The sequence below is a fragment of the Parafrankia sp. EUN1f genome (assembly GCF_000177675.1).
Lineage (GTDB): Bacteria > Actinomycetota > Actinomycetes > Frankiales > Frankiaceae > Parafrankia.
The window spans coordinates 24,869-46,306 of the sequence record NZ_ADGX01000067.1; the positions used below are offsets into that span (position 1 = coordinate 24,869).

A 21,438-nucleotide genomic window follows, 5' to 3' on the forward strand; every position below is an offset into this window, starting at 1 on the left:
GCACCGCCCGGCGGCCGCGGGCCGCCCGCGGGTCGGTTGCCGGCCTGGGTCGCCCCCCGCGAGTGCTACTTCTTGTTGCGGCGCTGGACCCGTGTCCGCTTGAGCAGCTTGCGGTGCTTCTTCTTGGCCATACGCTTGCGACGCTTCTTGATTACGGAACCCACGTACCCGACCGATCTGTTGAAGATGTTTTTCCGAGCGAGCCTACCCGTCGAAACCGTGTGGCCCGGCAACCGGTGCACGGTACCAGTGCCGGCGATGCCGGCCTGGCAACCACCGATTCGCCGTCAGGACGCACCGAGCTCGCGGGAGCGGGCGCACGCGGCCTCCACCGCGTCCAGCACGGCGGCACGCACGGCGGCGCGGTCGAACTCCCGCAGGGCCGCGATGGTGGTCCCGCCCGGGGAGGTGACCGCCTCACGCAGCAGCGACGGATGCTCCGCACCGGACGCACCGGAACCGTCCCCCGCACCGCCGCGGGCCATCAGCGCGGACCCGGCGGCGGTCTGCACCACCAGCTCGGCCGCCAGTGCCCGTGGGAGGCCCAGCAGCACCCCGCCCTCGATCATCGCCTCGATCAGGTAGAAGAAGTAGGCCGGACCGCTGCCGGACAACGCTGTCACCGCGTCGAGCTGGCTCTCGCTCACCCTGACCACCCGGCCGACCGGGCGGAGCATCTCCTCGACGGTCAGCAGGTGCTCGTCACCCGCGCCCGGCCCGGCGCACAGGGCCGACATCGCCTCGTTCACGAGCAGCGGCGTGTTCGTCATGACCCGCACGACGGGTGTGCCCGCCGGCAGACGCTGCGCGACGAAGGACGACGACACCCCGGCCGCGACGGAGACCACCAGCGTGCCGGGCTTGATGTGCGCGCTTATCTGGTCCAGGACGCTTCCCATGTCCTGCGGCTTGACGGCCAGCACGACGGTTCCGGCCGCCGCGACGGCCGCCGGCGGGTCAAGCACCTCGACGCCGTACTCCGCGGCGACCTGCGCGGCCCGGCCCGGATCGCGCTCCGCGGCGAGCACCTCGGACGGCGCGCGCCCGGCCCCCAGCAGCCCGGACATCAGCGCACCGCCAAGGCGCCCGACCCCGACGATCGCCAGAACGCTACTGCCCTGCACCACCACTCACTCCCCTTCACCACCGATCCGCCACCGCCCGTGGCGGCCACCGCTGCTGAAGGCTATGACCTCGGCGGACGGGCGCGGCCTACCAGTCGCCTCCGGCTCCGGGAATCGGTCCGAACAGCGGATCAGGCTGGGCCGACTCCCGCTCGGAGCGCCCGGCACGCGCGTCCCGACCGTCCCGCGCGCCGGCCGGTTGACGGCCCGCCGGGTACTCGTGGTCCGGGCCCTGCGCCGGTCCAGGGTGGCGATCCCGGCCTGGTCCGGGCCCGGGACGTCCCGCAGGGGGCCGCCCACCCGAGTCGTGCCCGCTGACCGGCCCGTGGGCGTGGCCGGGGCCCTGACCGCTGACCGGCCCATGCGCGAACGCCCGCCCGTGGTGCCCCGGGTCGTGGCCGGGCCGTGGCGTCGGTGTGGGCCGGCGGACCGGGTCGGCTCGCGGATCGGTGAGCGCCGGCAGCTGGAGGTTCATCGTCTCCCCGACGACGGACGCCGCCGCCCGCGGGTCCCCCGCCGTGGCGCGGTCGTCCGGACCGTGCCGTCCGGTGGACGGGTAGGCGGCCCAGTCCGGAACGGGCGTCGGTTCCATCGCGGCGGTGCGGACGGCACCGACCGCCGGACCGTGCTCGTACACCGCGGGCCCGTCCGGTCGGTCGTAGGTGACGTCGCCCGGTTGCGGTCGACCGAACCCGGAGGCCACCGGCAGGCCCGTGGCACCTCGCCACCCGCCCTGGGCCGGCAGCGGGTCCCGGTCGCGTTGTGGGTACCCCTCGTCCACCCAGTCGACGTCCCCGTCCGAGCGGTACATCGCCGCGACCGGCTCCCGGTCCCACTCCCGGTCCCGCGGGTCCGGCAATTCCAACGACTCGGGAATTTCAGCTAGCTCAGGCAGTTCCGACAGATCCCGGGCATGCGCGCCGGGTGTGTGTCCGGAACGGTCCGCCCCGGAGTCCGCGCGGGCCGCGTCGGCCGGCGAAGGGCCCGCCATGCCGTCCTGTGGCCGGGCCGGCCCGCGCGGGGTGTCGGACCACTTCGGCCGGCGCGCCTGGATGGGCTTCTCCACGAAGCGGTTCGAGAGATAGGCGGCGATCGTCGTGCCCACCGCCGCGACGAACACCCCGGGCCACAGTCCGATCCGCGGGACGACCTGGCCCGCGGAGGCGGAGATGAACGGGTAGTGCCACAGGTAGATGCTGTAGGTGATCTTTCCGAGCCAGGCCATCTTCGGCGCGCCGATCAGTTTGACCCAACGGGCGTCCCGGTTGACGTCACACCCGAGGATCAGGATCGCCCCGAGCACCGCGGTCGGCACGTAGGCGGCGTAGTCGATCCAGTTGGGGTAGTACTCCTCCTTGCTCGGGCCGGCGAAGCACAGGACCAGCATCGCGATCCCGGCCGGCAGGCCGAGGACGGCCAGCCGGCGACCGGTCGTCCAGCGCCGCACGGCGGCCGTGGTCACCGCGGACGCGGCCCCGCGCGCCGGGCGCTCCCGCCCCTTCCCCTCGCCGCCGGCGGAGTCACCGGCCGACCCGGCCAGGGCGCGCAGGCGGTTGTCCCGCCAGATCGCGAGCATGCAGCCGATGAGCAGCGGCGCGATGTGCGTGTCCAGGCCGAAGTAGACGCGGGTGCGGACGGCCCCGCTCGCGGCGCAGACATACGTCCAGCCCAGCACGAGCCCGACCGAGGCGACCAGGAACATCAGCAGGTACGGCCGCAGTCTGCGGGAGCGCATGAAGAGCAGGAACGCCCCCGGCCAGACCAGGTAGAACTGCTCCTCCATCGACAGCGACCAGACGTGCGGCAGCCATCGGCCGCCGGCCTCCGGGTTAACCAGCCGGTACCAGTTGTTGACGTTGAAAAAGGTGCTGATCGCGGTTTTGAAGAAGTCGTCGCGGTACGGGATGTCATCCCATTTGAAGGCAACCGTGACGGCCAGGCCCACCAGGAGGTAGAACCACATCCCCGGCATGAGGCGGAAGGATCGGCGCACCAGGAACTTGCCGATGGCGATCGTGCCCGTTCGGGCCTGCTCGGCGAGCAGCAGGGTCGTGATCAGGAAGCCGCTCAGCACGCAGAACATGTCCACGGCGACGTTGCTGGCGCGGATCGCGCCCATGTGCCCCGCGAGAATGATGTAGATGCAGACCACGCGGAGGCCGTCGAGCGCCGGGTTGTAGGCGAACTTGGCCGCGGCCAGCGCCTCCGCCTCGGTCGGCCCATGTCGCGACGACTCTCCGGCTGCGGAACGTCGCGTGACCGCGGAACGCTCGGGCTTCGGAGGTCCGTCGGTCCTCGGCCGAGAACCAGCTCTCACGATCGCGCGTCTCCTCGTCCAGCCAGGGACACCACGGCGAACCCGGCATGGGCGCCTGGCGATCCCTGGTCCGTCGTCTGTCCACGGCCGGCATCGGCGCCTGGCCCCGCGGACAGGGCACGGCCGAGCTCGACTGTCGTATGACTACGTCAGCGAACCGACCAGAACCCCACGAACCTGCTAGACGATAGCGGACAGGTTTTATCAGACTTTCATTGCGTACCGGACAGCGGCACCTATGGCTTTCTGATGAACTCGATCAGGACCCCGCGCCACCTATGGGCCATAACCAGGCCAGGAGCACCGGGGGGTGGGACAGATCGGGCCATTCTCACGCCACGTCAGGGTGGCGCACATACCCAATCGGCGTCACGGTGAGCGATGCGCGCTCAGCCGGGCGGGGGACGCCGTCAGTGCCGGAACGGTCGCGGTGTCGGAAGACCGACCACTCACAGCACCCGCGTCACGGCACCCGCGTCACGGCACCCGCGCGACGACCAGCATCGTGCGGAACGGCTCGATGACACGACCGTCGGGAAACGACCGGAGCAGCGAGCGACGTTCGGCGGCGAGGAAGTCGTCCAGCCGGTCCCCGATCGCGGCGACGAACGACTTCGAACGCAGCCAGGTCTCGTAGAGATCCACGTCGATCTCCCGGAACCACCGGCAGGTCACGGTGACGACCTCGGTGAACAGCCCGGTCCAGCGCAGCTCCTCCGCGAAGGGCCGGTTGCGGTAGTCCCTGGTGTAGCCCGGGCTCATGGCCTCCAGCCGGTCCTGCTGGCGCTGGTACCAGTGGAACTCGCCGGCGTCGACGTCGTTCCACCACACGGCCAGCGAGCCGCCCGGGCGCAGCACCCGGGCCGCCTCCGCCGCCGCCACCGGGACCCGCATCCAGTGCCAGGCCTGGGCGTAGCTGACCAGATCGACGGTGGCGTTCCGCAACGGCAGTGCCTCACCGTCGCCACGCACCACGGGCAGGCCGGGGTTGTGCCGGCGAAGGCGGTCGAGCATCACCGGGCCGGGCTCGACGGGCAGCACCCGGGCCCCGCGGGCCAGCAGCGCCCGGGTCGCGATACCTGTGCCGGCCCCCACATCGACCACCCGGGCGCCGGCGACGGGCCGGCCGGCCAGCATCTCCAGATCGACGAAGAGCTGGTCCGGGTAGCCGGGCCGGGCCTGGTCGTAGGCATCCGCCAATGGGTCGAAGAGTGATCCGGGGCTCACCCCCCGATAGTGGACCGCCGCGGCGGGTCATCGCCAACAACGCAGGCACGACCACGACCACATCGTTGCCCCGGGCCCGGACCGGCGTCACGGGGCCGGCGTAACCGGACCGATGTCGACCGGCCGGCGTCAACCGGCCGGCGTCACCTCGGCGGGGGCGGCGAGGTTGAGCCGGGTGAACGCGAGCGCCTCCGCGAGGTCCGCCTCCCGCTGGTCACGCGACTCCGCCCGCCTGGTGTTGATCTCGACCACGACCGTTCCCGCGAAGCCGTTGACCGCCAGCCGCTCCAGCAGCTCGGCACACGGCTGCGTGCCACGGCCGGGCACCAGGTGCTCGTCCTTGGCCAGCCCGGTCCCGTCCGCCATGTGGATGTGCGCGAGCCGGTCACCCAGGTCGTCCGCCATGGCCAGGGCATCCGACCGGGAGACGCTGGTGTGGGAGAGGTCGAGCGTGACATGCCGGTAGCCGTCGTCGATCGGCGACCAGTCGGGCGCGTAGGCGGAGACCTCACGGCCACGGGCCCGCAGCGGGAACATGTTCTCCACCGCGAAACGGATGTCGGTCTCGCCGGCCATCCGATCGATCCCCGCGACGAACTCACGGGCGTAGTCCCGCTGCCAGCGAAACGGCGGGTGGACGACGACCGTCGGCGTCTCGAGGGACTCGGCCACCGAGCGCGCCCGCTGGAGCTTCGCCCAGGGGTCACTCCCCCAGACACGTTGCGTCAGCAGGAGGCACGGTGCGTGAATGGCCAGGATCGGGATGCCGTGGTAGTCACGCAGCTGACGCAGTGCCTGCGGGTCCTGGCTGACGGGATCCGTCCAGACCATGATCTCGACGCCGTCATAGCCCAGGCGGGCGGCCATCTCGAACGCGGTCGCCGTCGACTCCGGGTAGGTCGACGCCGTCGACAGCGCCACCAGGCCACCGGCCAGCGGCCTGGCCGCAGGCACCTGGGGGGCCACAGCTGCGGCGGCCTCCTGACGCGGGGTCACCACCAGACCCGGCAGTGGCGTGGTCGGCGTGGTCGGTGCGGCCTCCACCGACGCCACGGGCACCGACCGCCTCCTGGCACCGCTTGGCTGCACGTGGACTCCCCTGTCGCAGCTTCGGGGCACGGTGACCAGCTCGGCCAGCCGATCATCTCGGCCAGCCGACCAGCGCAGCCAGCCAGGACGGCCGCTCACGGACCTGCCCCGGACCGGTAAGGAACCGGGCCCGCCTTCCAGGCTAGGCCATACTCCTCGGACCGCCTCCCCGGCCGGGCCACGAAGATCTGTTCGCGGGCCGTCGGCCTCTGCGGCACCGGCTGGGCCGGTCCCACACCTTGACGAAGGTCATACCCCGCCGACCGGCGGCAGGGCCCGTGGGCCGTCCAGACCGGAGGTCAGCTGGTCGAGCCGGCGCAGGATCACACCCTCCCGCAGCGCCCAGGGGCAGATCTCCACCTCGTCGAGGTTGAACAGGTCGAGAGCCTCGGACGCGACGACCGCGCCCGCGACCAGCTGGCCGGCCCGGGACGCGGACACCCCGGGCAGCGCCGCGCGCTCCTGCGCCGACATACGGCACACCCGGGCCGTGACCTCGGCGAGATCCGCCCGGCGCAGGGACCGCCGCACAAAGGTGCCGCGCCCGTAAGGCGCCGCGCCGGCGATCCTGGCCAGCGAGCGGAACGTCTTGGACGTCGCGACCGCCCGGGTCGGCTCGCCCACGTGGTAGAGGGACCCGACCACCGGGGCGATCTGCGCCCGGACGTAGCGCCGCAGGGCGTTGAGCTCCGAGCGCTTGGGTGGGTCGTTCTCGCCGAGCCAGTTCCTGGTCAGCCTGCTCGCACCGAGCGGCAGCGAGGCGACGACATCCGGATCCTCGTGCATGCCCGCGCCGATCTCCAGCGAGCCGCCGCCGATGTCCAGCGCGAGCAGGCGGCCCGCGCTCCAGCCGAACCATCTGCGCACCGCGAGGAACGTGAGCCGGGCCTCCGCCTCGCCGGGCAGCACCGTCACTGCGAGCCCGGTGTCGGCACGCACCCGCGCGAGCACGTCGTCGCCGTCCGGTGCCTCCCGGACCGCCGACGTGGCGAAGGCCACCAGGTCGACCACGTTCAGGTTCTGCGCGTGCGTCCGCAGCTCGTGGATGCAGGCGGTCAGCGCGCGTTCACCGTTGTCCGCCAGCCGGCCTTCACCGTCCAGGAGCTCGACGAGCCGCAACGGGATGCGCACGCTCGCGGCCGGCTGCGGCTGGCCGCCCCGGTGCGCGTCGACCACCAGCAGGTGCACGGTGTTCGACCCGATGTCGATGACACCGAGCCGCATCGGCTCGTCACGCTGGGAGGCGTGGACCTGCGCCGGCCGGCCGCTGCCCTCCGGATCGTTCCCGGCGGTACCCGCGGGCGAGCCCGGCCCGGCGGCGGCACGGGACGAGCCCGGCACGGCACCGACAACCGGCACGAGTGCGCGGTCCTGCATCACCGCCGGCGCCGGGTCCTGCACCGACACCGGTGCCGGGTCCTGCATGGGCGCCGGCGCCGAGCCCCAGCCGACCTCGGCGGGCTCGGGGGCGTCGACCTCGCCGCCACCCGGCCCGCGGCGGGACAACGCTGGCCTCAGCCGCACAGTCGATCACCGACCCGGTCCGGGCCGAAGCCGGCGGCCCGGCGGCAACCCACTCCGTTGTCAGCTTCGTGCACGACTTCGCCGCCGCAAACCACTGCGCCGCCGCGAGCGACTGCGCGGCCGCGAACAACCGCACTGTCGCGGATCACTGCGCGAAATACCATTCCGTGACACCCCACTCCGTGACCAAAAGCCACCAAATGGTCACCCCCTGCATATGGTGCTGCTGACGTCCCGTGACCAGTACGCCGCGCAGCCGGCCAGCCCCGAGATCCGACCGGCGTGGAATCTGGCCGACCCGCGCACATGTCAAGGTAGCGGCACGTTGACCAGGCACGTTGACCAGGCACATTGACCAGGCACATTGACCAGGCGTCGACGCCGGCCGTCAGACGCCGGGGGGAACGGCGGCTCAGGGCTCGAACTTGTAGCCCAGTCCGCGCACGGTCACCAGGTGGCGCGGGGCCCCGGGCTCCGCTTCGATCTTGGTCCGCAACCGCTTCACATGGACGTCCAGGGTCTTGGTGTCGCCGACATAGTCCGACCCCCACACCCGGTCGATCAGCTGGCCGCGGGTGAGCACCCGGCCCGCGTTGCGCAGGAACATCTCCAGCAGCTCGAACTCCTTGAGCGGCAGCGACACCTGGTTGCCGTCGACGGTGACGACGTGCCGTTCGACGTCCATGCGCACCCGGCCGACCTCCAGGGTGGTGTCGGACACCTCCTCGGTCTCGACCCGACGCCGCAGCACCGCGCGGATCCGGGCGACCAGCTCGCGCGCGGAGAACGGCTTGGTCACGTAGTCGTCCGCACCGAGCTCGAGCCCGACGACCTTGTCGATCTCACTGTCCCGAGCGGTCAGCATGATCACTGGAACGGTCGAACGGGCGCGCAGCGTCCGGCAGACCTCCGTGCCGGACAGCCCCGGAAGCATCAGATCGAGCAGGATGAGATCGGCGCCGCGCCGGTCGAACTCGGCCAGGGCACTCGGTCCGTCACCGACGACCGCGACCTCGAATCCCTCCCGCTCCAACATGAACGACAACGCATCGGAGAAGGACTCCTCGTCCTCGACCACGAGCAGCCTGGTCACCGTCACGCTCCCTGTCTTCCCGCGTCCCCGGGTTTCTCCGGGAACAAATGTCACGCCGCGCGATCGCGTCGGCTCAGATTCCGGCGCCGGGAACAGGGGGCACCGGAAAAGCTGCCGGGTGAATCCGGCCGAAGGTCACGCTCCGAAAAGGTTCAGTGTCCAGCATTGTGGGCTCCGTGTACGCCGAACCGGTCCGATCGGACCACGGCGGCCCCACTTCACCGTTCACCGTGACCCAGGTGCCGAGCCGGCACCCACGGCACCACTCACGGCGCCGCCTGTACGGTCTTCCGCCGCTCGGTCGTCGGCCGCCCGGCCGTCCGCCACGGCCGGATCGTCCGGCCCCGCCGGCAGCCGGAGCGTGAACGTCGAACCACGCCCCTCCGCGCTCCAAACACCCACCGACCCACCGTGATTGGTCGCTATGTGCTTCACGATCGCAAGTCCCAGACCGGTTCCGCCGGTAGCCCTGGAACGGGCCGGATCCGCGCGGTAGAAACGCTCGAAAACCCGCTCCAGATCCTTTTCCGCGATACCGATTCCCTCGTCCGCGACGGAGATCTCGACTATTTCCCCGACCTGCCGGACACCCAGCACCACCCGTGTTCCGCGCGGCGAGTAGCTGATGGCGTTGTCGAGCAGGTTCGCCACCGCGGTCACCAGCTGGCCCTCGTCGCCGCGCACCCGAAGCCCGCCGGCACCGATGACCGCGACCGAGATCTCGTGGGCCTGCGCGTTGTACCGGTTCCGGTCGACCGCCTCCGCGAGCACCACCGACACCGGCACCGGCGCCAGCTCCGGCATCGGTTCGGCGCCCTGCAGCCGGGACAGATCGATGATCTCCTGGACCAGGCGGGCCAGGCGGGCGGACTCGTGCGTCATCCGCGAGGCGAAGCGACGCACGGCGACCGGGTCCTCGCTGGCCTCGCTGACCGCCTCGGCGAGCAGATGCAGTGCCCCGACGGGCGTCTTGAGCTCATGGCTGACGTTGGCGACGAAGTCACGCCGCACGGCCTCCACCCGCCGCGAGTCGGTGATGTCGTCCAGCAGAACCGACACGTACCCGCTGTCACCGAGCGGCCTGGCATAGGCCCAGACCGCGAGTGCGGTCTGGTCGGGCCGGGCCCGGGTCAGCGGCGGCTCGGGCACCGGCGGAAGATCCAGCTGGCGGTTGCGTTCCGCGCCGGCGAGCCGGCAGGCCGTCACCAGATCGGCCACGTCCGGGACGCCGAGCTGGTCCCCGGCGACGACGCCCATCCGCCGGGCGGCCGAGTTGACCAGCACGACGACATTGGTGTTGTTCACCACAACCAGCCCGGAGGGCAGCCCGGCGATCACCTGCCGGACCAGCGCGGCCGGCAACGAGTGCGGGCCGGTCGCCCCCGCGCGCGCCGCGGCACCGCCAGCGTGACGGTCGTCCGGGTCGGGTCGGGTCGCGGTCACCTTGCCGACCCCGCCATGCCGCCCAGCCGCGCCGTGCCGGTCCGCTTCATCGTTCCGCCACCCCACAACATGACCGTTTCACGAGGTCGAGTCCCACCATCAGGGATGCCCACCCGGGCACACGGAGCACAACTGCCGCGAAACAAGAGGTGACCAGCAGTCATCGCGACGCCCGACCTGTCCACCACGTGCCGAATGCTAGGCCTCGCCAGGTCGTTTGTGCTTTGTCATGAGTTGATTCACTGCCGATGGTCGCCAGCTGTTCATCCGGCCTATCGTCGATGTTCACCGTGCGGCGAGGGCTGCGCATCATCGTCGGACGTCAGCCCCCGAGGCCCACCGACCAACTGTGATCGAATGGTGCTCCGGACCTCGCCTAGTTGTAAGGAGCCGTCTGTGCGGGACGTCTTCCAGGAAGAACTGGACAGCATCAACCGGTCACTGATCGAGATGACCAACCTGGTCGCGTCCGCGATGGCCCGGGCCACCACGTCTCTTCTGGACGCTGACCTTCAGCTCGCCGAGAACGTCATCAGCGCCGACGAGACCGTCGACCTGCTCCGCAACGAGATCGAGGAACGCGCCTTCGACGTGATGGCGCGCCAGGCCCCGGTCGCGACCGACCTGCGCACGATGGTCACCACGCTGCGCATCGTCGCCGACCTGGAGCGGATGGGCGACCTCGCCCTGCACGTCGCCAAGGTCGCCCGCCGGCGCTACCCGGGGCGTGCGGTTCCGCCCGAGCTGCACTCCACGATTCTGCAGATGGGCCAGGTCGCCCAGCGGATCGTCGCCAAGGCCGGATCCGTGATCGCCAGCCGTGACACCGAGCTCGCGAAGGAGCTGGAGGCCGACGACGACGCGATGGACGGGCTGCATCGCGCCCTGTTCCACGTGCTCATCGAGAAGCCCTGGCCGCACGGCATGGAAGCCGCCATCGACATCACCCTGTGCGGGCGCTACTACGAGCGGTACGCGGACCACGCCGTGTCGGTCGCCCGGCGAGTGATCTACCTCGTCACGGGAGAAATGACGGCCTGACCGGCTTCGGCCGGGCCGGCCCCGGGTCGACCCCGGCCCGGCCCGGCCAACGCGGCCGGTCCAGCCGGCACGGCTGAGCTGACCGGCCCCGTAGGACAGGCCAGCTCTCGCGCGTCCGGTGGGGCGCTACTTCTTCCTGCCCTGCGCCGCGACCGCGGCGGCGGCCGCCTCGGCCGCCGCCGGGTCGAGGTAGCCCGAGTCCACCACCTTCAGCTCCTCGTCCAGCTCATAGCGCAGCGGGATGCCGGTGGGGATGTTCAGACCCGCGATGTCGGCGTCGGAGATCCCGTCCAGGTGCTTCACCAGCGCCCGCAGCGAGTTGCCGTGCGCGGCGACCAGCACCGTGCGCCCGGCGCGCAGGTCGGGGACGATCGTGTCGTACCAGTAGGGCAGCATCCGGACGACCACGTCCTGCAGGCATTCGGTGAGCGGCACGACATCCGGTGCCAGGTCGGCGTAACGCTCGTCGACACCGCTGACCTGCCCGGGCTCGATGACCGGCGGGGGCGTGTCGTAGGAACGGCGCCAGAGCATGAACTGCTCCTCGCCGTACTTCTCCAGGGTCTCGGCCTTGTTCAGCCCCTGCAGGCCGCCGTAGTGCCGTTCGTTCAGGCGCCAGCTGCGCCGGACCGGGACCCAGTTCCGGCCGGCCGCGTCCAGGGCGAGCCACGCGGTGCGGATCGCGCGGATGAGCAGGGAGGTGTGGACGACATCCGGCAGGACACCGGCCTCGCGGAGCAGCTCACCGCCCCGTGTCGCCTCCTGCAGGCCCTTGTCGGACAGATCGACGTCCACCCAGCCGGTGAACAGGTTCTCGCGGTTCCAGGTGCTCTCGCCGTGGCGGAGCAGGACGAGCGTCGGCATAAGTGAATCCTGCCCGCTCGGCACACTCCTCGGCCAGTGACCCCCACTCACGGCGAGTGCGCCGGCCGCCACGAGATGTACGGGCTGGCGCCACGGGCGGAGGGTGCGGGCGCTACGGGCGGCGGTCCGGAGTGCGCCCGGCCTGGGCGTCCACCCGGCCCGGAAAAGCAGTGACCCCCGGGTGCTCCACCCCGCCCAGGATGGGAGGGATGGGCCGTCGGGACTGATCGACGGCACCCGGGGGTCCGGTGTCTGCCTGGTACTCGCCGGTGCCGGTGCCCGAGGGCCACCCGGCAAGAGGGTGAGGACCACGAGACCGGCTAGCGGACAGTCACCTCACGAGTCCTATGTGCATACAAAGCTTGGACCACCTCCCTTCTCGTGTACCGGGAACGCTACGCGCGCAGCGGGGGCCGCCGCAAACTGTTTTTTCGAAATGATCGCCGCCGTCGCGCTCCGTGGTGGTGCTCCGTGGTGGTGCTCCGTGGTGGTGCTCCGTGATCGCGCTCGCGCCCCGGGGGCCCGACCGCTGCGCCCCGACCGCTGCTGTGATCGGACTTAGACTCGAGATATGACAGCCCACGTCGACGACTGGCACACCCGGTTGCGCGCGAGCGGTCACCGGCTCACCCCGCAGCGCCAGCTCGTGTTGGAGGCCGTGGCGAAGCTGGGGCATGCCACGCCGGAGGCGATCGTCCACGAGGTCCGGCAGACGGCGAGCGCGATCAACATCTCGACCGTCTACCGCACGCTCGACCTGCTGGAGGAGCTCGAGCTCGTCTCACACGCGCACCTCGGGCACGGCGCGCCGACCTACCACGTCACCGGGGTCGATCCACATGTGCACCTGGTGTGCGGCAGCTGCGGGGCGGTTCGGGAGATCTCGCCCGACCGGCTGGCCGCCGTCGTCAGTGAGCTGCGATCGGAGCTGGGCTTCGTCGTCGACATGGCCCATCTGACCCTGGCGGGCCGGTGCGCGGAGTGCACAGCCCTCGGCCGGCGTTGAACGGGTCATGAGTACCGACACCCAGGACCTCCGTCCGGCCCCGGCCCCGTCCCCGCTGCTCGGGCGTCCCGGGGCCGTCGCCGCCCCCGAGCCGGACACGGCCGTCGCGGCGCACTACGGTGATCCGCTGCGGGAGCAGCGGCTGGCCGCCACCGGGGCCGCGCTGGTCGACCGCTCCAACCGCGAAGTGGTGCGGATCACCGGCGCGGACCGGCTGACCTGGCTGCACAGTGTCACCTCGCAGCACCTGTCCCAGCTCGCGCCGATGCATGGCACCGAGGCGCTGGTGCTGTCGCCGCACGGCCACGTCGAACATCACCTCGTGCTGGCCGATGACGGCATCGCCACCTGGATCGACGTCGAACCCACGACCGCCCCTCGGCTGCTGGCGTTCCTGCAGTCGATGCGCTTCCTGATGCGGGTCGAACCGGTCGACGTCACCGCCGAGGTCGCGGTGCTCTCCCTGACCGGTCCGCGCGCCGACGAGGTCGCGGCGGCGGTGTTCGGGCCGGCGGCCCTGCCAGCGCCGCTGGCCGGTACCGGCACCGGCGGTGCCACCGGTGCCGTCCCGCGCACGAGTGCGGGAGTGGTGACGTCAGGCCCCTACCCGGTCAGCCACGCGGCGCCGGCGGGCACGCAGGCTGCGCCGGATGAGCAGAGTGCGCCGGACGCGCCGGCGGGTGGCCGGCTTCCACTGATTCGCCGGATGCCGCACGGGCTGGACCTGCTCGTCGCCCGCTCCGATCTCGCCGCGACCGCCGACCGGCTGACATCCGCCGGCGCGGCTCTCATCGGCCTGAGCGCGTTCGAGGCCCAGCGGATCGCGAGCCGCCAGCCCCGGCTGAACCGGGAGACCGACCACCGCACGATCCCGCACGAGGTCGGCTGGCTGGCGTCCGCCGTGCACCTGGACAAGGGCTGCTACCGCGGTCAGGAAACCGTCGCGCGGGTCCACAACCTCGGCCGGCCGCCGCGCCGCCTGGTGCTCCTGCACCTGGACGGCACGGTCGCCGCCCAGGGCTGCCCGGTCACCGCGGCCGGGCGGACCGTCGGGTTCGTCGGCTCGTCCGAGATGCATCACGAGCTGGGCCCGATCGCGCTGGCCGTGGTGAAGCGGTCCGTCGCGCTCGACGTCCCGCTCGTCGTGACCGATCAGGACGGGGCTCAGGTCGCGGCGGCGATCGACCCCGACGCCGAGCCGGAGCAGCCGAGTCGCCCGGCCGGGCGACTGCACGGGCCGGGCAGCGACGGCTGACCACTCTCCGGCAGGGGCCCGGTCTGACGGCGCCCGCAGCCGTGCACGCGCCGGCAACCACGGTCGTGAGCACGGCCCCGGCCGGGGCTGCGGCTGCGCGGGCCGCCGGTCGCAGGCGGCTGGCGCTGGCGGCGACGGCGCTCCACCCCCGGCCAACGGCCCGAGCCGCGGAACTGGCTCGGGCGCCAGCAGAGGATGGCACGCCGTCGCCGCTCAGGCGGTACGGGCGAGCAGCTGGTCCAGCTCCCGGGCCAGCGGGTCGGCCGAGTGCCGCCGCAGCCGGCGGCGGACCTCGTCGGCCCGCCGGCTGTTCCGCTTCGAGCGCGTCGCCTCCAGCATCGGCACCGCGTCCTTCGCGAGCTCGCAGCCGAGGTCGAGGTTGCCCAGGTCGATCTGGACCGCGGAACGCCGCAGCAGATAGGTGGCGCGGTCACGGGTCCGCTGGTGGGAGTGGATCGCCAGCGACCGTTCCAGCCAGCGATCGGCGTGCACGAGGTGGCCGAGGTCGATGTAGCAGCTTCCGACCTGGGCCTGGTACTCGGCCTCGTCGAAGTAGGCGGACCAGGCCGGGTCCTCGGCACGCGCCTCGAGGAACGCCGCCTCCGCGCAGGCGAGCGCCTGGGCGCAGGCGCTGGACTCGCCGAGCGCCGCGTGGGCACGTGCCCGGCGCATCTGCAGCATCGCCGCGACCCGCCCCGGCGCCCGCCGCGCGCTCGCGACCGCGGCCTCCGCCAGGTCCACGGCCTCCCGTGGCCGGGCGAAGTCGACGCACTGCAGGGACATGTTCTTCAGGACGTTCGCCCCGAGCAGCCGGTCTCCCGCGGCGTGCGCGGCGTGCAACGCGGTGACCCAGTACCGCTGCGCCGCCGTCTGGAAGCCCGCGTCGAACGAGACCCAGCCCGCGAACCGGGCGAGCTCGGCGGCGACCAGATGCAGATGACGGCCGATCGCCTCGGTGTAGGAGCCGCGGGCGAGCAGGTCGGCGACCACACCGAGCTCGGCGTCGACCAGGCGGCGAACACTCTCGCCGCCGAGCCGCTCGTCCATCACCCGCAGACCCGGGATGTTGTGCTCGATGCGGTTGACGATCTGCTCGTCCACCCGGCCGCCCGCGAGCGCCGCCTGCATGCGGGCCGGTTCCAGGCCGAGCCACTCCGCGGACAGGGAGGCGACACCGGTACCGGTGATCGTGAGGAAGCCACGCCGGTCGGTCAGCGCGTCCTCGACGACGTCCATGAGAGCGGTGACGCTGCCCGAGGACGTCCACGGGTACTCGGTGCGTACGGCGTCACCGGTGGGCAGCCAGGCCGGCCACGGGTGGGATTCCAGCCGGTCGGCCGGCACGCCGAGCTCGGCCGCGAGCGCCAGCTGGGACACCCGGTCGGGGACGACCCCGCGGTGCTCCCACCGCCAGACTTTCTGGCGTTCCGCGGCCATGTTCGCGACGCCGAGATCTCGGGCGCGACGCGCGACGACGCGGGCAAGCCGTTGGTAGGACCACCCACGCTGCGCGCGAACGAAGGCAAGTGGATGAGTGCAGGCATGGGCGTTATCCGTCAGCATCGGCGCATCTCCTCTGAGTCCCTGACACAGTCGATTGCGTGACCAGCTCGCAACGCTATGTCGCGACATCTTTGTGACCCAGGGGTGTGGAGAGTGCGATGTGCGCAGAGAGGTCACACGCGGACCACTTCAGCGGTGTGATTGCACGCTTCCCGCATCAACCGCGTGCGACGATGCCCGGCATCGTCCCGCAGAAGCGAGATGCGGCCCATCATTGGACAAGTCCGACGAAGATCCCGCCGCCGGATGCGCCGGAAAAGTTCGGGCGACGCACCCGCGGCACCGCCAAGCTCCCCTACCGGGAGTGGCGTTCCGAGCAAACCGGTGCAGTTGTTCCCGCCAGCCGCGCAGCAAGCCGCCTGCGATACGAGAACGCCGCCTTTGCCCGAAATAAGCCTTCATCATCGAAGGCCCGACCAACAGGGGCAAAGGTCCATTCCCGAGCCCGCCGACAGACACTTTGAACAACGGACGATCTCCACAGTAACTCCGGAACACAAATTCCGGGCCGGAGGACCTCCGGGTCGCCGAGAGTCTTCGACAGGACAGGCCCCGGGCGACCAGGGTCCTCGGGATCTCACCTCGGGGCGGCCTGCCGGCCGGGCAACGCGGCGTTGCGACCCCGCAAGATCTGAGGATTTCGTCGCTGGAACGACCGAAATGCTCGGGTTTTGTCTGGAGGCAGCCGTGCGGCCCGGGTTAGCCCGCCAGCGGCGATCTCAGCCGCACCCGCCCACTCACCGATCTTGATCGGCTCGGTTCTGCCTGCTACGCGCTCCGGGACGACGAAGGTCGCAACTCTTCGAGCTGGCTACGAGTCAGGACGGCTGCCGAGCGGCGGGAACGGGAAGGGAGCGGCCGTCCGCCCCGAAGCACAGCAACGCCGAGGCGGGCGCGGTCACCGTCACGACCTCGTCCGGCACCACCGGGACGCTGACATCCACCCGCAGGCCGAGCATGCCCGCCGCGGACCGCACGAACATGGTCCGTTCCGCTCCGAGCCGCTCCGCCACGACAACCTGCCCGTGCAGGCTCAACCCGCTGTCCGGCGCGTCCGGACCGGCGCCGTGGGCCGCTCTGTCCGCCGCCCGACCGGCCGCGCCGGCCGCGCCAGCCGCACCGGCAGCACCACCGGCTCCACCGGCTCCACCGGCTCCACCGGCAGCCTGGCCGGCCGCTTCGCCCGCCGCCCGGCCTCCAGCACCGCCGGCCGGCTGACCTGTCACCTCACCGGTCGACACCGCCGGGGCACCCGGGCCGGTGGACGAGCCTGGGACATCCCGAGACGTCCCCGAGGAACCCCCGGATCGGACCAGCCGCAGGTGCTCCGGCCGAACGCCGACGGCGACCGCGGACGGCGGCGCCGCCACGGAGAAGCCCGGGCCGTTCAGACGGCCCTCGGCCCACGTGCCCTCGAGCACGTTCATCGGCGGACTGCCGACGAAGGTCGCCACGAAACGGGTGGCCGGCAGGTCGTAGATCTCGTCGGGCGTCGCGATCTGTTCGATGGCGCCCTGGTTCATGACCGCCACCCGGTCCCCGACGGCCATCGCCTCGGCCTGGTCGTGGGTGACGAAGACGGCCGTGGTGCCGAGCTGGCGCAGCAGGTCGACGATCTCCACCCGGAGCTCGACCCGCAGCTTCGCGTCGAGCCCGGACATCGGCTCGTCCAGCAGGACGACCCGGGCCCGGGTCGCCAGCGCCCGGCCGATGGCCACCCGCTGGCGCTGGCCGCCGGACATCTGGGCCGGCCGGCGGCGGGCCAGCTCCGCGATGCCGAGCATGCGCAGCGTCTCGTCGGCACGTGCCCGCGCCGCCGCGCGTGACATCCCGCGGCCGTAGCGCAGCGCCAGCACGAGATTGTCCAGCGCGGACAGGTGCGGATAGAGCGCGTAGTGCTGGAACACCATCGAGACGTCCCGCTGGTGCGGCGGCACGCCGAGCTGACTGCGTCCGTCGAAGCGCAGCTCGCCGGTGGTCGGCTGCTCGAGGCCGGCGAGGATGCGCAGCAGGGTCGACTTGCCCGAACCGGACGGGCCGAGCAGGGCGACGATCTCGCCCGCGGCGATCGTCAGGTCAACGCCTGCGAGCGCGCGCACGGAACCGAAGTCCCGGCCGATGCCGACCGCGTCGACCTGCGCGCCCGGGGTGGCGATGACCGCGTGTGTCGTCACTGGTTGAAGCTCTCCGCCTCTGCCTGGGCCGCTGCCAGGGTCTGGTCGATGTCCGCACCGCCCATGATGCGCACGACCTGGTTGTTGATGGCCTGCGGCAGCTCCGGGCCGCGGGCGCCGGCCCAGGACGGTGGCGCGACCAGCGACGGCGCCAGCTCGTTGAACGCGGCGAGCTGGGGGTACTGGCGGTAGAACGGCGCCAGCCGGGTCAGCGCGTCGGAGTCGACGGGCAGGTAGCTCAACGACTCGGTGCTCGCCGCGACGACGTCCGGGGCGAGCAGGGAGACGACCAGCTCGGTCGCCATCTCCCGCTGGCACCGGTCGGTGGCCAACACGGTCAGCGCGTTGCCGCGGGCGACCGGCGCCTGCTTGCCCGCGGGCAGCGTGGGGAACGGCACCGCACCGGCCCGGAAGCCACGCGCGCCCTGGTCCTGGATGAACTTCAGCCCGCCGGCGAGGGACTCGACCGTCATCACGGTCATCGCGGTCTCCTTGCGGTACCCGAAACGGAGCAGGCCCTGGTTCGTCGGATCGGTCGACTGTGGTCCGTAGGTGGCGGCCTTCGCGAGGAACTGCGCCGCCTCGCGGGCCTGCGGCGTGTCCAGCCGGGGCCGGCCGTCGTCGCCCTGGATCGGCGCGCCCTTGGAGCTGGCGAGGGTGTTCAGCACCCATTGCCCGAACTGCTGGCCGGTCGGGATGTCGATGGGCTGGACGTCCTGCCCGGACGTCGCGATCTTCTCGGCCGCGGCGAGCACGCCGGCGGTGGTCGTGAGCGAGCCGGGATCAACCCCGGCCTTCTCCAGGACGTCGAGGTTGTAGACCAGCGCCAGGGTCGAGACCTGCTGGGGTATCCCGATCTGGCGACCGCCGATCTGGCCGAGCCCGACCAGCCGCTGGTCGTAGGAGGCTCGCAGCAGCCGCGGCGACAGCTCCTGCGCACCGAGCCGCCCGGCGAACTCCGGCAGCAGGTCGAGGCCGGCGACCGCGACGTCGGCCCGCTGGCCGGCGGCGGAGTCCGCGCTCAGTTGCTGGGCCAGCCCGGCGTAGCTGGTGGCCGACGTGACGAGTTCCACCGTGAGCCCCGGATGTGCCTTCTCCATGGCGGCCTTGCCGGATTTGGCGACGTTCTCGAGGTTCTCGATCGTGTACAGCCGCAGGGTTCTGACCGCGGCGGCGCACTGCGGCGACGCCTTCGAGCCCGTCGCGTCGTCGACCCCGGTCGTCGCGGAACGCGCCGTCGGGCCGAGGCTCCGGGCCGGATCAGGCGATGCTGAGCCGCCTCCGCCGCAGGCGGCGAGGGTGAGCAGGGCGGCCGCCGCGATCGGCACCGCGCGTCGGCCGCAGCGAGTCCGGTCGCGCAGTGTCCGGCCGCGCAGTGTCCGGCCGCGCAGTGTCCGGTCCCGCATTGTCCGGCCGCGGAGAGCTCGGCCGCGGAGAGCTCGAATACCAGTGATCATGCCGCCTGCCCCGTGCCCGAGATCCCCGCCGACAGCCGCCGCTGGGCGACGACGAACACGAGCAGCGTCGGCAGGCTGATGATCAATGATCCCGCGGCGAGCTGGGCGAAGTCGGGAAACGCCGAGTTCTTCGTGGCGAGCCCGGCCAGCGCGAGCGGCGGGGTGGCGATGTCGGGCGACCGCGCGACCAGCAGCGGCCAGAGGTACTCGTTGAACGAGAGCAGGAAGCTGAACACGCTGACCGTGGCAATCGCCGGTGCGCAGAGCGGGACGATGACCAGCCGCAGGGTGCGCCAGGTGCCGAGCCCGTCCATCCGTGCCGCTTCCAGCACCGACGCGGGAATCGTCGTCATGTACTGACGCAGCAGGAAGATCGCGGCGGCATGACTCATGAACGGAAGGACCAGGCCGACCCGGGTGTCGGCGAACCCGAGCGCCGAAATCGTCACATAGTTGGGGACCGCCGTGACCTGCGGCGGGACGAGCAGGGTGGCAAGCACGACACCGAAGAGCACCGAACGGCCACGGAACGGCACCCAGGCGAACGCGTACGCCGCCGGGATCGCAGTGACCAGCTGCAGCGCCAGAATCGCCAGGCTGACCAGGACACCGGTGACGAGCGCCGGCCCCAGATCGGCCGCCGTCCAGGCGTTCTCGAACGAGTCGAAGCTGACCGACGACGGCAGCGGGTTGGACGAGAACGTGAGGGCGTTCTGTGGTGGGCCCAGGGCCGTGCGCAGCATCCACACGAACGGGAGCAGCGCGGCGGTGACGCCGACCGCGAGAAACGCGAACCGGGCCGTCGTCGACACCGCCCGCGCAGGGCGCAGCGGCGGGCTCACCACCGCACCGGTGCCCGCGCCCGAACCCACACTCGACCTCGCTCTCACCCTCGGCCTCGGCCTCGCGCCCGGACCCGCATCCCGGCCCGTCACGATCGGCGTCCTTCCGCCGCGGAGGCAGCGCCGGACGAACCCGCACCGGAGGTCGCGGGGACGGTGACAGCCGGTGCCGGCGCGCCGGCGTCGGTACCCGCCGCGGCGTCCTCCCGGGCCGTTCTGAGCCGGCGGCCCAGCAACGCGCCAGCGGCGCCGAGAAGCACCACTGCCACCAGCAGCAGGAGAGCAATCATCGACGCGTAGCCGATCCGGTAGGAGCCTTTGAAACCGACCTCATAGATGTAGTAGATGATCGTGGTGCTGGAGTCCAGCGGTCCGCCTTCGGTCAGCACCGCCACCGTCTCGAATGTCTGCAGCGTCAGCACGGTGACGAATACCGCCAGGAACACCGTCGTCGGAGCCAACAGCGGCAGGGTGATGTGGCGCAGCCGGGCCAGCCCACGGATCCCGTCCACATCCGCCGCCTCGTGGACGGACCGTGGAATCGCGGTGAGCCCCGCGAGGTAGACCACGAACACCAGGCTGGTCAGGCGCCAGCCACCGACGAGCGCGACCACCGGCAATGCCGTGGCCTTGTCGCCCAGCCAGTCCACCGGGTCGATACCGACGACCCCGACCAGGGTGTTCGCGAGTCCGTCCGGGTTGCTGTCGAAGATGTATTTGAAGACCACGGCCATCGCGACCATGTTCGCACTGGCCGGCAGAAACAGCGCGAAGCGGACCAGCGGGCGGCCCCGGGTGACCCGCTCCGCCGCCAGCGCCAGCAGCAGACCGAGCAGCACGGACGGAATTACCGTCAGCAGGCAGTAGACGAGGGTGTTACGGACAGCGCGCCCCAGATCCGGATCTGCCAGCGCTTCCCGCAGATTCGCCGTCCCGACCCAGTGGAAGTCGAGACCGGTCAGTTTCTTGTCGGTGCCTGCCACGAAGGCGGACACAAGTGCCGGCCCGATCACGAACACGCACAGCCCGACAAATGCCGGCGCGACCAGTGCGGCCGCCCGCCAGCCATCCCGTCCGGCTCCCGTACCCTCCGCCACGGTTATGCATCTTGGCCCCGGCCGGAGCGACACGCACGCACCGGGGTGTGTGGAAATCATGAACAGCCCGGGTCATTCCCGCCACAGCCTGGTGAGGCGCGGGCAGCACGGGCAGCGCCGGTGCCGGCGTGACGCTGCTCGCGGCATACGCCCACACCGCCAGGCCACCGCCGGCAACCACCGCCGACCCGCAACCAGCCCGCAACCAGCCCGCAACCGGATCACCGCCAGCCACCGCCGAGCCACCGCCAGCCCGCTGGCGGGCCCGCAACCAGGCCCGCGGTCGGGCCACCGTCGGGCGCCCGAACGCCGCCAGGCCACC

17 protein-coding genes and 1 pseudogene are annotated in these 21,438 nt (G+C 71.7%); 4 read left to right on the forward strand and 14 right to left on the reverse strand.

Features of this window, described 5'->3' with window-relative positions; all coding sequences use genetic code 11:
- Window positions 1–65: 65 nt before the first annotated feature.
- From FREUN1FDRAFT_RS41685 to FREUN1FDRAFT_RS20380, 8 genes are all read right to left on the reverse strand, one after another.
- Window positions 66–164: a 30S ribosomal protein bS22 gene (locus tag FREUN1FDRAFT_RS41685; RefSeq protein ID WP_003948845.1), complete on the reverse strand. Its 99-nt coding sequence runs from the start codon at window positions 162–164 to the stop codon at window positions 66–68.
- Window positions 165–287: 123 nt separating this feature from the next.
- On the reverse strand, window positions 288–1,124 hold the full coding sequence (gene proC / locus FREUN1FDRAFT_RS20350) for a pyrroline-5-carboxylate reductase (protein WP_035952611.1): 837 nt from the start codon (window positions 1,122–1,124) through the stop codon (window positions 288–290).
- Between the two features lie 88 nt (window positions 1,125–1,212).
- On the reverse strand, window positions 1,213–3,441 hold the full coding sequence (locus tag FREUN1FDRAFT_RS20355) for an acyltransferase family protein (RefSeq protein ID WP_006542047.1): 2,229 nt from the start codon (window positions 3,439–3,441) through the stop codon (window positions 1,213–1,215).
- 477 nt (window positions 3,442–3,918) lie between these two features.
- The gene (locus FREUN1FDRAFT_RS20360; protein WP_006542048.1) at window positions 3,919–4,668 is read right to left on the reverse strand and encodes a class I SAM-dependent methyltransferase; all 750 of its coding nucleotides are present in this window, start codon (window positions 4,666–4,668) and stop codon (window positions 3,919–3,921) included.
- Between the two features lie 129 nt (window positions 4,669–4,797).
- On the reverse strand, window positions 4,798–5,727 hold the full coding sequence (locus tag FREUN1FDRAFT_RS20365; RefSeq protein ID WP_006542049.1) for a sugar phosphate isomerase/epimerase: 930 nt from the start codon (window positions 5,725–5,727) through the stop codon (window positions 4,798–4,800).
- Window positions 5,728–6,006: 279 nt separating this feature from the next.
- Complete coding sequence (locus FREUN1FDRAFT_RS20370; protein WP_232295298.1) at window positions 6,007–7,281, reverse strand: Ppx/GppA family phosphatase; 1,275 nt, start codon at window positions 7,279–7,281, stop codon at window positions 6,007–6,009.
- Between the two features lie 412 nt (window positions 7,282–7,693).
- Complete coding sequence (locus FREUN1FDRAFT_RS20375; RefSeq protein WP_006542051.1) at window positions 7,694–8,374, reverse strand: response regulator transcription factor; 681 nt, start codon at window positions 8,372–8,374, stop codon at window positions 7,694–7,696.
- A gap of 225 nt (window positions 8,375–8,599) precedes the next feature.
- On the reverse strand, window positions 8,600–9,817 hold the full coding sequence (locus FREUN1FDRAFT_RS20380) for a cell wall metabolism sensor histidine kinase WalK (RefSeq protein WP_006542052.1): 1,218 nt from the start codon (window positions 9,815–9,817) through the stop codon (window positions 8,600–8,602).
- A gap of 396 nt (window positions 9,818–10,213) precedes the next feature.
- Here FREUN1FDRAFT_RS20380 and phoU point away from each other — a divergent pair, with 396 nt between their 5' ends.
- Window positions 10,214–10,858: a phosphate signaling complex protein PhoU gene (gene phoU / locus FREUN1FDRAFT_RS20385; protein WP_006542053.1), complete on the forward strand. Its 645-nt coding sequence runs from the start codon at window positions 10,214–10,216 to the stop codon at window positions 10,856–10,858.
- 126 nt (window positions 10,859–10,984) lie between these two features.
- Here phoU and FREUN1FDRAFT_RS20390 read toward each other — a convergent pair whose 3' ends face one another.
- On the reverse strand, window positions 10,985–11,722 hold the full coding sequence (locus FREUN1FDRAFT_RS20390) for a phosphoglyceromutase (protein WP_006542054.1): 738 nt from the start codon (window positions 11,720–11,722) through the stop codon (window positions 10,985–10,987).
- A gap of 571 nt (window positions 11,723–12,293) precedes the next feature.
- Between FREUN1FDRAFT_RS20390 and FREUN1FDRAFT_RS20395 the strand changes: the two genes are divergently transcribed.
- A complete protein-coding gene (locus FREUN1FDRAFT_RS20395; protein WP_006542055.1) occupies window positions 12,294–12,728 on the forward strand; it encodes a Fur family transcriptional regulator in 435 nt (144 codons plus the stop codon).
- Between the two features lie 7 nt (window positions 12,729–12,735).
- Window positions 12,736–13,983 carry a folate-binding protein YgfZ gene (locus tag FREUN1FDRAFT_RS20400; RefSeq protein WP_006542056.1) on the forward strand — a complete coding sequence of 416 codons (1,248 nt, stop codon included), beginning with the start codon at window positions 12,736–12,738 and terminating at the stop codon, window positions 13,981–13,983.
- 213 nt (window positions 13,984–14,196) lie between these two features.
- Here FREUN1FDRAFT_RS20400 and FREUN1FDRAFT_RS20405 read toward each other — a convergent pair whose 3' ends face one another.
- The 5 genes from FREUN1FDRAFT_RS20405 to FREUN1FDRAFT_RS20425 all read right to left on the reverse strand — a co-directional run bounded on the left by FREUN1FDRAFT_RS20405 (window position 14,197) and on the right by FREUN1FDRAFT_RS20425 (window position 21,116).
- Window positions 14,197–15,546, reverse strand: a complete 1,350-nt coding sequence (locus FREUN1FDRAFT_RS20405) for a hypothetical protein (RefSeq protein WP_006542057.1) — start codon at window positions 15,544–15,546, stop codon at window positions 14,197–14,199.
- Window positions 15,547–16,364: 818 nt separating this feature from the next.
- Window positions 16,365–17,720, reverse strand: coding sequence for an ABC transporter ATP-binding protein (locus FREUN1FDRAFT_RS20410; RefSeq protein ID WP_006542058.1), 1,356 nt, complete (start codon window positions 17,718–17,720; stop codon window positions 16,365–16,367).
- On the reverse strand, window positions 17,717–19,126 hold the full coding sequence (locus FREUN1FDRAFT_RS20415) for an extracellular solute-binding protein (RefSeq protein ID WP_006542059.1): 1,410 nt from the start codon (window positions 19,124–19,126) through the stop codon (window positions 17,717–17,719). Before FREUN1FDRAFT_RS20415 ends, FREUN1FDRAFT_RS20410 begins: the two co-directional genes overlap by 4 nt.
- A gap of 47 nt (window positions 19,127–19,173) precedes the next feature.
- Window positions 19,174–20,049 carry a carbohydrate ABC transporter permease gene (locus FREUN1FDRAFT_RS20420; RefSeq protein ID WP_006542060.1) on the reverse strand — a complete coding sequence of 292 codons (876 nt, stop codon included), beginning with the start codon at window positions 20,047–20,049 and terminating at the stop codon, window positions 19,174–19,176.
- Window positions 20,050–20,108: 59 nt separating this feature from the next.
- Window positions 20,109–21,116 carry a carbohydrate ABC transporter permease gene (locus FREUN1FDRAFT_RS20425; RefSeq protein ID WP_035952595.1) on the reverse strand — a complete coding sequence of 336 codons (1,008 nt, stop codon included), beginning with the start codon at window positions 21,114–21,116 and terminating at the stop codon, window positions 20,109–20,111.
- Between the two features lie 128 nt (window positions 21,117–21,244).
- On the opposite strand from FREUN1FDRAFT_RS20425, the pseudogene FREUN1FDRAFT_RS46555 reads away from it, so the two are divergent.
- Window positions 21,245–21,438, forward strand: a pseudogene (locus tag FREUN1FDRAFT_RS46555) (hypothetical protein); the annotation flags it as partial.

Bases quoted from the DNA above. Each gene is read 5' to 3' on its own strand.
- FREUN1FDRAFT_RS20390 (WP_006542054.1), bottom strand. From the start codon at position 11,722: ATGCCGACGCTCGTCCTGCTCCGCCACGGCGAGAGCACCTGGAACCGC.
- FREUN1FDRAFT_RS20415 (WP_006542059.1), bottom strand. From the start codon at position 19,126: ATGCGGGACCGGACACTGCGCGGCCGGACACTGCGCGGCCGGACACTG.
- FREUN1FDRAFT_RS20395 (WP_006542055.1), top strand. From the start codon at position 12,294: ATGACAGCCCACGTCGACGACTGGCACACCCGGTTGCGCGCGAGCGGT.
- FREUN1FDRAFT_RS20400 (WP_006542056.1), top strand. From the start codon at position 12,736: ATGAGTACCGACACCCAGGACCTCCGTCCGGCCCCGGCCCCGTCCCCG.
- FREUN1FDRAFT_RS20405 (WP_006542057.1), bottom strand. From the start codon at position 15,546: ATGCTGACGGATAACGCCCATGCCTGCACTCATCCACTTGCCTTCGTT.